General features: G+C 64.4%; 14 protein-coding genes and 1 pseudogene. 12 read left to right on the top strand and 3 right to left on the bottom strand.

Annotation, left to right across the window (positions count from 1 at the left end; genetic code table 11):
• The 12 genes and pseudogenes from tuf to lysS all read left to right on the top strand — a co-directional run.
• Positions 1-310 (top strand): annotated as a pseudogene (gene tuf / locus Q0693_RS04085) (elongation factor Tu); the annotation flags it as partial.
• Positions 311-354: 44 nt separating this feature from the next.
• Complete coding sequence (gene rpmG / locus Q0693_RS04090; protein WP_243031608.1) at positions 355-519, top strand: 50S ribosomal protein L33; 165 nt, start codon at positions 355-357, stop codon at positions 517-519.
• Positions 519-701, top strand: a complete 183-nt coding sequence (gene secE, locus Q0693_RS04095) for a preprotein translocase subunit SecE (protein WP_243029178.1) — start codon at positions 519-521, stop codon at positions 699-701. The genes rpmG and secE overlap by 1 nt, the downstream gene beginning before the upstream one ends.
• Positions 698-1252 carry a transcription termination/antitermination protein NusG gene (gene nusG / locus Q0693_RS04100; RefSeq protein WP_298629423.1) on the top strand — a complete coding sequence of 185 codons (555 nt, stop codon included), beginning with the start codon at positions 698-700 and terminating at the stop codon, positions 1250-1252. Before secE ends, nusG begins: the two co-directional genes overlap by 4 nt.
• Before the next feature lie 44 nt (positions 1253-1296).
• Complete coding sequence (gene rplK / locus Q0693_RS04105; RefSeq protein WP_015716108.1) at positions 1297-1740, top strand: 50S ribosomal protein L11; 444 nt, start codon at positions 1297-1299, stop codon at positions 1738-1740.
• Positions 1733-2422, top strand: a complete 690-nt coding sequence (rplA, locus tag Q0693_RS04110; RefSeq protein ID WP_243031581.1) for a 50S ribosomal protein L1 — start codon at positions 1733-1735, stop codon at positions 2420-2422. The genes rplK and rplA overlap by 8 nt, the downstream gene beginning before the upstream one ends.
• 204 nt (positions 2423-2626) lie before the next feature.
• The gene (gene rplJ / locus Q0693_RS04115) at positions 2627-3148 is read left to right on the top strand and encodes a 50S ribosomal protein L10 (protein WP_298629436.1); all 522 of its coding nucleotides are present in this window, start codon (positions 2627-2629) and stop codon (positions 3146-3148) included.
• A 10-nt stretch (positions 3149-3158) separates the two neighbouring features.
• Entirely contained in the window at positions 3159-3536 is a 378-nt protein-coding gene (rplL, locus tag Q0693_RS04120; RefSeq protein ID WP_015716111.1) for a 50S ribosomal protein L7/L12, read from the top strand.
• Positions 3537-3631: 95 nt separating this feature from the next.
• A complete protein-coding gene (locus Q0693_RS04125) occupies positions 3632-4198 on the top strand; it encodes a UbiX family flavin prenyltransferase (RefSeq protein WP_243031577.1) in 567 nt (188 codons plus the stop codon).
• A gap of 75 nt (positions 4199-4273) precedes the next feature.
• Positions 4274-5392: an acyl-CoA dehydrogenase family protein gene (locus tag Q0693_RS04130; protein WP_243031576.1), complete on the top strand. Its 1119-nt coding sequence runs from the start codon at positions 4274-4276 to the stop codon at positions 5390-5392.
• A gap of 41 nt (positions 5393-5433) precedes the next feature.
• Positions 5434-6225, top strand: coding sequence for an isoprenyl transferase (locus Q0693_RS04135; RefSeq protein ID WP_298629443.1), 792 nt, complete (start codon positions 5434-5436; stop codon positions 6223-6225).
• A 143-nt stretch (positions 6226-6368) separates the two neighbouring features.
• Positions 6369-7499 (top strand): homocitrate synthase, encoded by a 1131-nt coding sequence (lysS, locus tag Q0693_RS04140; protein WP_298629445.1) that lies wholly within the window; start codon positions 6369-6371, stop codon positions 7497-7499.
• Between the two features lie 2 nt (positions 7500-7501).
• Here the strand turns inward: lysS and Q0693_RS04145 are convergent, their stop codons facing one another.
• The 3 genes from Q0693_RS04145 to Q0693_RS04155 all read right to left on the bottom strand — a co-directional run bounded on the left by Q0693_RS04145 (position 7502) and on the right by Q0693_RS04155 (position 8206).
• On the bottom strand, positions 7502-7708 hold the full coding sequence (locus tag Q0693_RS04145) for a type II toxin-antitoxin system HicA family toxin (protein ID WP_298629447.1): 207 nt from the start codon (positions 7706-7708) through the stop codon (positions 7502-7504).
• Positions 7698-7919 (bottom strand): type II toxin-antitoxin system HicB family antitoxin, encoded by a 222-nt coding sequence (locus Q0693_RS04150; RefSeq protein WP_243031563.1) that lies wholly within the window; start codon positions 7917-7919, stop codon positions 7698-7700. Before Q0693_RS04150 ends, Q0693_RS04145 begins: the two co-directional genes overlap by 11 nt.
• Before the next feature lie 86 nt (positions 7920-8005).
• Positions 8006-8206 carry a toxin HicA gene (locus Q0693_RS04155; RefSeq protein ID WP_298629449.1) on the bottom strand — a complete coding sequence of 67 codons (201 nt, stop codon included), beginning with the start codon at positions 8204-8206 and terminating at the stop codon, positions 8006-8008.
• Between the last annotated feature and the right edge of the window lie 187 nt (positions 8207-8393).

Raw genomic sequence — 8393 nt, forward strand, 5'->3', positions numbered from 1 at the left:
GCTGGCGAAGCCTGGGAGCATTACGCCGCACACCAAGTTTGAGGCCTCGGTGTACATCTTGAAGAAGGAGGAGGGGGGCCGGCACACGGGATTTTTCACGGGATACCGGCCGCAGTTTTACTTTCGGACCACGGATGTGACGGGGGTGGTGGAGCTGCCGGCGGGTGTGGAGATGGTGATGCCTGGGGACAACGTGACGTTTACGGTGGAGCTGATCAAGCCGGTGGCCTTGGAGGAGGGTTTGCGGTTTGCCATTCGTGAGGGTGGGCGGACCGTGGGCGCCGGCGTGGTCACCAAGATCCTGGAGTAATCCTAGGGGCGGATAGCCGCCTCTTTGGGGAAAGGGGGTGAACCATGGCCAGCGAAGTCCGCATCAAAATCCTCCTGGAGTGCACCGAGTGCAAGCGCCGCAACTACGCCACCGAGAAGAACAAGCGCAACACCACCAGCAAGCTGGAACTCCGGAAGTACTGTCCTTGGTGCGATAAGCACACGGTGCACAAGGAAGTGAAGGTCTGATGTTTACCCGGATTGTTCGCTACTTCCAGGAGGCCCGGGCCGAGCTTGCCCGGGTCACCTGGCCCACGCGGGAGCAGATCGTGGAGGGTACCCAGGCCATTCTCATCTTTACCTTGGTGGCCATGGTGGTCTTGGGGCTTTACGATCTGGTCTTCCGCTTCTTGGTAGGACTCTTGCGATGAGCATTGAATGGTACGCGGTCCACACCTACGTGGGGCAGGAGGAAAAGGCCAAGGCCAACCTGGAGAAGCGGGTCAAGGCCTTCCGTATGGAGGACAAGATCTTCCAGGTGCTGATCCCCACGGAGGAGGTGGTGGAGCTCCGCGAGGGGGGCAAGAAGGAGGTCGTCAAGAAAAAGCTCTTTCCCGGGGACCTGTTCGTGCAGATGGACCTGGGGGATGAGGAGGAGCCCAACGAGGCCTGGGAGGTGGTGCGGGGCACCCCGGGGATCACGGGGTTTGTGGGCGCAGGCCACAGGCCGGTCCCCCTTTCCCCGGACGAGGTGCGGCACATCCTGGAGGTGTCGGGGCTTTTGGGCAAAAAGGAAGCCCCCAAGGCCCAGGTGGCCTTCCGGGAAGGGGATCAGGTGCGGGTGGTTTCCGGCCCCTTCGCGGACTTTACCGGCACCGTGACCGAGATCAACCCGGAAAAGGGGAAGGTCAAGGTCATGGTCACCATCTTTGGCCGCGAGACCCCGGTGGAGCTGGATTTCTCCCAGGTGGTCAAGGCTTAGGAGGCGTTCGCACCCCCAACTTGGGGGGAGCCTAGGAGGGAAAAATGAAGAAAGTCGTTGCGGTAGTGAAACTTCAGTTGCCGGCGGGCAAGGCCACGCCCGCACCCCCGGTGGGCCCAGCCTTGGGCCAGCACGGGGCCAACATCATGGAGTTCGTGAAGGCCTTCAATGCGGCCACCGCCAACATGGGCGACGCCATCGTCCCGGTGGAGATCACCATCTACGCCGACCGGTCCTTCACCTTCATCACCAAGACCCCGCCCGCCAGCTACCTGATCCGCAAGGCGGCGGGACTGGAGAAGGGGGCCCATAAGCCGGGCCGGGAGAAGGTGGGCCGCATCACCTGGCAGCAGGTCCTGGAGATCGCCAAGCAAAAGATGCCCGACATGAACACCACCGACCTGGAGGCCGCCGCCCGGATGATCGCCGGATCGGCCCGCTCCATGGGGGTGGAGGTGGTGGGTGCCCCGGAGGTGAAGGATGCCTAAGCACGGCAAGCGCTACCGGGCCCTTTTGGAGAAGGTGGATCCCGCCAAGGTCTACACCATTGACGAGGCTGCCCGGCTTTTGAAAGAGCTGGCCACGGCCAAGTTTGACGAGACCGTGGAGGTCCACGCCAAGCTGGGCATTGACCCCCGCAAGTCCGACCAGAATGTGCGCGGCACGGTTTCCCTGCCCCACGGCCTGGGCAGGCAGGTGCGGGTGTTGGCCATCGCCAAGGGCGAGAAGATCAAGGAGGCCGAGGAGGCCGGGGCCGACTACGTGGGGGGTGAGGAGATCATCCAGAAGATCCTGGATGGCTGGCTGGACTTTGACGCCGTGGTGGCCACTCCAGACGTGATGGGGGCCGTGGGCTCCAAGCTGGGCCGTATCCTGGGCCCGAGGGGGCTCTTGCCCAACCCCAAGGCCGGTACCGTGGGCTTCAACATCGGGGAGATCATCAAGGAGATCAAGGCGGGCCGCATTGAGTTCCGCAACGACAAGACCGGGGCCATCCACGCCCCTGTGGGCAAGGTGAGCTTCCCCCCGGAGAAGATCGCCGAGAACATCCGGGCCTTCATCAAGGCCCTCGAGGCCAGCAAGCCCGAGGCGGCCAAGGGCACCTTCTTGCGTTCCGTCTACGTGACCACCACCATGGGGCCTAGCCTTCGCATCAACCCCCATTCCTGAGGGAGTGTTAAGGGGGGCCTGGCTTGACGCCAGGCCCTTTTCCCTTTAGACTCGCCTATGGCACCCCGGGCGCTAGGGCGCCCAGGCCAAAGACAGCGGGGGGCTTGAGGCCTTAAACATCCCGCCGAGGCGCTTGCAGGGGGAGCGTTTCTCGGAAATCCGCAAAAGTCGGCTGGGGTTCCCCTGCCCCAAAGGGAGGAAGGCGTGCCCAATAAGCGCAACGTTGAGCTTCTAGCTGCCCTCAAGGAAAACCTTGAGCGGGCCCATGGCTCCTTCTTCCTGGTGAACTACCAGGGGCTTTCCGCCAAGGAGACCCACGCCCTGCGTCAGGCCCTGAAGGAGAAGGGGGCCAGGCTCTTCGTGGCCAAGAACACCCTGATCCGCATCGCCCTTAGGGAGCTGGGCCTGCCCGAGCTGGATGGGCTAATGGGCCCCAGCGCCGTGGTCTTTTACCAGGACCCGGTGGCGGCGGCCAAGGCCCTTTCGGAGTTCGCCAAGAAGAACCCCAAGGGCATTCCCGAGGCCAAGGGCGGGCTTTTGCAGGGCCAGGTGCTTTTGGCCAAGGATGTGGTGGCCCTGGCGGAGCTTCCCACCATGGACGAGCTCAGGGCGGAGCTTGTGGGCGTGTTGCAGGCGCCCATGGCGGAGCTGGTGGGGGTCCTGGGCGGTGTGGCCCGCGAGCTGGTAGGCATCTTGGAAGCGTACGCGGAGAAGAAGGCGGCATAGGAGGTGGAGGATGGCTTTGGACATTGAACGCATCAAGGAAGAGCTTTCTCAGGCTACGGTTTTGGAACTCAAGCAGCTCATTGATGTTCTCAAGGAGACCTGGGGTGTGACCGCGGCGGCGCCGGTGGCGGTGGCCGCGGCCCCTGCGGCGGCCCAGGCGGCGGCTCCCGTGGAGGAGAAGACCGAGTTTGACGTGATCCTCAAGGACGCCGGGGCCAAGAAACTGGAGGTCATCAAGGAGCTTCGCGCCATCACCGGCCTTGGCCTCAAGGAGGCCAAGGACCTGGCGGAGAAGGGGGGCCCCATCAAGGAGGGCATTCCCAAGGCCGAGGCCGAGGAGATCAAGAAGAAGCTGGAGGCCGTGGGCGCGGTGGTGGAGCTGAAGTAGCCCCCGTCCCACGGGGTGCCCCCCGGACCCCTTGGGGTCCGGGGTTTTGTGTTGGGGCCTCAAGTGGGGCCAAGGTTCAGGGGTAGCATGGGACCATGGCGGACCTTCCCCGGGTGGTGGTGGGGTTAACGGGGGCTAGCGGCATGCCCTATGCCCTGGACCTATTGCAAGCCTTGCAGGGCCTCGCCGAGGTGCACCTGGTCTTAAGCCAGGGAGCCAAGCGGGTCTTGTGGGAGGAGATGGGCCTAAGCCCGAAGGACCTCTACCCCTTGGCCCGCTGGGTGTACAAGGACGGCGACCTGGGTGCTCCCATTGCCTCGGGCTCCTTCCCCACCCGGGGAATGGTGGTGGTACCCTGCTCGGCCAGCACCCTGGCCAAAATCGCCCTGGGGCTGGCGGATACCCTCCTCACCCGAGCCGCCTACGTGCACCTGAAGGAGCGGCGCCCCCTGATCCTGGTGCCCCGGGAGGCTCCTTTGCCCCTTCCCACCCTGAAGGCCATGGTGCAGGCGGCGGAGGCGGGGGCGGTCATCCTCCCAGCAAGCCCGGGCTTTTATCACCGGCCCAAGGAGATCTCCGACCTCCTGGGTTTCGTCACCCAGCGCATCCTGGACCACCTGGGCTTGAAGGCCCAGCGGGCTCCCCGTTGGGGGGAGGGTTAAGCATCTGGGCTAAAGGGGGGCTTCTGCCCTTAGTGTGACGTTTTTTTGCCAACATGCAGTGTTACGATAGGGAAGATGACCCTGACCACCGAACAAAAACTGGTGCTGGACACCGTGCGCCAGGTGGCCAAGGAGGTCCTTTACCCCTTGGCCCCGGAGTACGACCGCACGGGGGAGTACCCCTGGCCCCAGCTAAAGGCCCTGGCGGAGCTGGGCTTCTTGGGCATGACCACCCCAGAGGAGTGGGGAGGGGTGGGGTTGGACTCCGTGACCTGGGCCCTGGCCTTGGAGGAGATTGCCGCCGCCGACCCCAGCGTGGCCGTGGTGCTCTCGGTGACCAGCGGGCTACCCCAGTACATGCTCCTCCGCTTCGGCACTGAGGCCCAAAAGCGAAAGTACCTCATCCCCCTGGCCCGGGGGGAGTGGATCGGGGCCTTCTGCCTTACCGAGCCCCAGGCGGGCTCCGATGCCGCCAGCATCCGCACCGAGGCCAGGAGGGTGCCTGGGGGCTTTGTGCTGAACGGACTGAAAAGCTGGATCACCTCCGCGGGCCAGGCCCAGCTTTACGTGGTCATGGCCAGGAGCGAGAAGGGCATCAGCGCCTTTTTGGTGGAGAAGGACACCCCAGGCCTTTCCTTTGGCCCCCCGGAGGCGAAGATGGGCCTCCACGCCGCCCACACCGCCGAGGTTCGCCTCGAGGAGGTCTTCGTGCCAGAGGAGAACCTCCTGGGGGAGGAGGGGAGGGGCCTGGCCTACGCCCTGGCGGGCTTGGATTCGGGCCGGATTGGGGTGGCGGCCCAGGCGGTGGGCATTGCCCGGGGGGCCTTTGAGATCGCCAAGGCCTATGCCGACGAAAGGGAGCAGTTCGGCAAGAAGCTGCGCGAGCACCAGGCCATCGCCTTCAAGATCGCCGACATGCACGTGAAGATCGTGGCCGCCCGGGCCTTGGTGCTGGAGGCCGCCAGGAAAAAGGACTCCGGGGAGCGGTTCACCCTGGAGGCCAGCGCCGCCAAGCTCTTCGCCAGCGGCATGGCGGTGGAGGTGACCCGGGAGGCGGTGCAGGTGCTGGGGGGGTACGGCTACCACCGGGACTACCGGGTGGAGCGCTACTACCGCGACGCCAAGGTGACGGAGATCTACGAGGGCACCTCGGAGATCCAGCGCCACGTCATCGCCCGGGAGCTATACCGCTAGCCCTTCCCTTTCTCATCCTCCCGCCTTAGGGTGGAAAGGGTATGGTCCGCCGCCTCCTCTCCCTCTCCCGGCCCCTCTACTGGCTTTACGAAAAGCGCCTCCTCCAGGAGGTAAAAGGAGGCCCGGTTCCCAAGCACCTGGGCCTGATCCTGGATGGAAACCGCCGCTACGCCCGGGCCTTGGGCCTAGCCCCCGTCAAGGGGCATGAGTTTGGGGTACAAAAGGCCTACGAGGTCCTGGAGTGGTGCCTGGAGATGGGCATCCGGACGGTGACGGTCTGGGTGTTTTCCACCGATAACTTCAGGCGCCCCCCCGAGGAGGTGGAGGAGCTCATGCGCCTTTTCGTGCGGGAGGCGGAGAGGATGGCGGAGGACCACCGCATCCTGGAGCACCAGGTCAGGGTGCGCTTCATCGGGCGGCGGGAGGGGTTTTCCCCGGAGGTGCTCAGGGCCCTGGAGCGCCTCGAGGCCCAGACCCAGGCCCACCAGGGCATGGTGCTGAATATCGCCTTGGGCTACGGGGGCCGGGAGGAAATCGTGGATGCGGTGAAGCGGCTTCTCCTCGAGGCCGATAAAAAGGGCCTTTCCCCCAAGGAGATTGCCGAAGGGCTCACCCCTGAGGAGATCGCCCGCCATCTTTACACTGCGGGTCTTCCTGACCCCGACTTCATCATCCGCACCTCGGGGGAGATAAGGCTTTCGGGTTTCCTCCTCTGGCAGTCCGCCTACTCGGAGTTCTACTTCGCCGACGTGCTGTGGCCGGAGTTCCGAAAAATAGACTTCCTGAGGGCCCTGCGTAGCTACCAGGCCCGTGAAAGACGGTTTGGCCGTTGACAAAAAGGCCGCTTTCGTATACCCTTACAGGCAAGATGCTGGCCCGTGAGAAAAAACTCGGCCGCCGGGGGGTAGGGTAGCCCCAGAGGGTTCCTTATCCCCCGGCCCGAAATCGGGCCGGTTTTCTTTTTGGGGAGGGGCGCATGCGGGAATGGAAGATTATAGATTCCACCTTAAGGGAAGGCGAGCAGTTTGAAAGGGCCAACTTTTCCACCCAGGACAAGATAGAGATCGCCAAGGCCCTGGACGAGTTCGGCGTGGAGTACATTGAGGTGACCACCCCCATGGCCTCCCCTCAGTCCCGGAAGGACGCGGAGACTTTGGCTTCCTTAGGCCTTAAGGCCAAGGTGGTGACCCACATCCAAACCCGGATGGACGCGGCCCAGGTGGCGGTGGAAACCGGCGTGCAGGGCATAGACCTCCTCTTTGGCACCAGCAAGTACCTCAGGGCGGCCCACGGGCGGGACATACCCCGCATCATTGAGGAGGCCAGGGAGGTGATCGGCTTCATCCGGGAGAAGGCCCCCCACGTGGAGGTGCGCTTCTCCGCCGAGGACACCTTCCGTTCCGATGAGCACGACCTTCTGGAAATCTACCAGGCCATTGCCCCCTACGTGGACCGGGTGGGTTTGGCGGACACCGTGGGCATCGCCACCCCCAGGCAGGTCTTTGCCCTGGTGCGGGAGGTGAGGCGGGTGGTGGGGCCCCAGGTGGACATAGAGTTTCACGGGCACAACGACACGGGCTGCGCCATCGCCAACGCCTTTGAGGCCATAGAGGCGGGGGCCACCCACGTGGACACCACCATCCTGGGGATTGGGGAGCGGAACGGGATCACCCCTTTAGGGGGTTTCTTGGCCCGCATGTACACCCTGCAGCCCGACTATGTGCGCAGAAAGTACAAGCTGGAGATGCTGCCGGAGCTGGACCGCATGGTGGCCCGGATGGTGGGGGTGGAGATTCCCTTCAACAACTACATCACCGGGGAGACGGCCTTCAGCCACAAGGCGGGGATGCACCTCAAGGCCATCTACCTTAATCCGGAGTCCTACGAGCCCTATCCGCCAGAGGTCTTTGGGGTGAAGCGTAAGCTCATCATCGCCTCCAAGCTCACGGGCCGCCACGCCATCAAGGCCCGGGCGGCGGAGCTGGGCCTGCACTATGGGGAAGAGGAGCTGGCCCGCATCACCCAGCACATCAAGGCCCTGGCAGACCGGGGGGAGCTGACCCTCGAGGAGCTGGACCGCATCCTGAGGGAGTGGATCACGGCATGAGGCTAGAGCTTGCGGAACTCCTCCTCGGTGAGGCCGGCTTGCTTCAGGATCTTTTTGAAGGTGCCCTTGGGAAGCTCTCCGCTATGGAAGGGGATCACCACGATCCGGCCATCGGGATGAGCGTAAAGCCGGTGCCCCCCTTTGGTCATGCGCTCCGCAAACCCCAGGCGCTGGAGCTTCCGGGCCACCTCCTCGGGCCTAGGCGGCATCTACCCCCACCTGCACCGTACGGACATCCTGGGGAAGGGGGCGGCCCAGTTCCTTCAGGTGGGCCAGCACCAGCTCCAAGGCTTCCTTGGCATGGGCCAAGGCTTCCTCGGGGCTGCGGCCAAAGGAATGGGCCTCGGGAATGGCGGGAAACTCGGCGATCCAGGTGCCCGGGGTTTCGGGGTCCTCGTAGACGAGGGCGGTGTAGGTCATACCCCCAGTATAGGAGGGGCAGTCCAGGGCCAGCTGACCCTCGAGGGGCTGGACCGCATCCTGAGGGAGTGGATCACGGCATGAGGCTAGAGCTTGCAGGACTCCTCCCCGGTGGGGCCCCGGTCCTCGAGGAAGGCCAGGAAGGTGCCCTTATCTTGTCGGTGGAAGGGGACCACGGGGCAGCGGCCTTGGGAATGGATGGCAACCCGCTGGCTTCCCTCGCCGCTCACCTTCTCCCAATCCAGCCCCTGCAACCTTCGCAGAACCCCTTGGGGCTTAGGCGGCATTCGCCATCCATCCCGCTGCAGGTTCGGGGAGGGCCGCCGAAGGCACCTCGGCTTGCCCGGCCCCGGGTTCCTGGGGGTCAGGGTGGATCCGGATTCCGTAGCGCTACATGTGGGAGGCGGGCATGGGCTTGACCTTGGCGGAAAAGATACTTTCCCAGAAGGCGGGAAGGGAGGTAAGGGCCGGGGA

This window comes from uncultured Thermus sp. (genome assembly GCF_938010445.1).
Classification (GTDB): Bacteria; Deinococcota; Deinococci; order Deinococcales; family Thermaceae; genus Thermus; species Thermus altitudinis.

Excerpts from the sequence above, each read along its gene's own strand:
- rpmG (WP_243031608.1), top strand. The coding sequence starts at position 355 with ATGGCCAGCGAAGTCCGCATCAAAATCCTCCTGGAGTGCACCGAGTGC.
- secE (WP_243029178.1), top strand. The coding sequence starts at position 519 with ATGTTTACCCGGATTGTTCGCTACTTCCAGGAGGCCCGGGCCGAGCTT.
- nusG (WP_298629423.1), top strand. The coding sequence starts at position 698 with ATGAGCATTGAATGGTACGCGGTCCACACCTACGTGGGGCAGGAGGAA.
- rplK (WP_015716108.1), top strand. The coding sequence starts at position 1,297 with ATGAAGAAAGTCGTTGCGGTAGTGAAACTTCAGTTGCCGGCGGGCAAG.
- rplA (WP_243031581.1), top strand. The coding sequence starts at position 1,733 with ATGCCTAAGCACGGCAAGCGCTACCGGGCCCTTTTGGAGAAGGTGGAT.
- rplL (WP_015716111.1), top strand. The coding sequence starts at position 3,159 with ATGGCTTTGGACATTGAACGCATCAAGGAAGAGCTTTCTCAGGCTACG.
- Q0693_RS04125 (WP_243031577.1), top strand. The coding sequence starts at position 3,632 with ATGGCGGACCTTCCCCGGGTGGTGGTGGGGTTAACGGGGGCTAGCGGC.
- Q0693_RS04130 (WP_243031576.1), top strand. The coding sequence starts at position 4,274 with ATGACCCTGACCACCGAACAAAAACTGGTGCTGGACACCGTGCGCCAG.
- Q0693_RS04135 (WP_298629443.1), top strand. The coding sequence starts at position 5,434 with ATGGTCCGCCGCCTCCTCTCCCTCTCCCGGCCCCTCTACTGGCTTTAC.
- lysS (WP_298629445.1), top strand. The coding sequence starts at position 6,369 with ATGCGGGAATGGAAGATTATAGATTCCACCTTAAGGGAAGGCGAGCAG.
- Q0693_RS04145 (WP_298629447.1), bottom strand. The coding sequence starts at position 7,708 with ATGCCGCCTAGGCCCGAGGAGGTGGCCCGGAAGCTCCAGCGCCTGGGG.
- Q0693_RS04150 (WP_243031563.1), bottom strand. The coding sequence starts at position 7,919 with ATGACCTACACCGCCCTCGTCTACGAGGACCCCGAAACCCCGGGCACC.
- Q0693_RS04155 (WP_298629449.1), bottom strand. The coding sequence starts at position 8,206 with ATGCCGCCTAAGCCCCAAGGGGTTCTGCGAAGGTTGCAGGGGCTGGAT.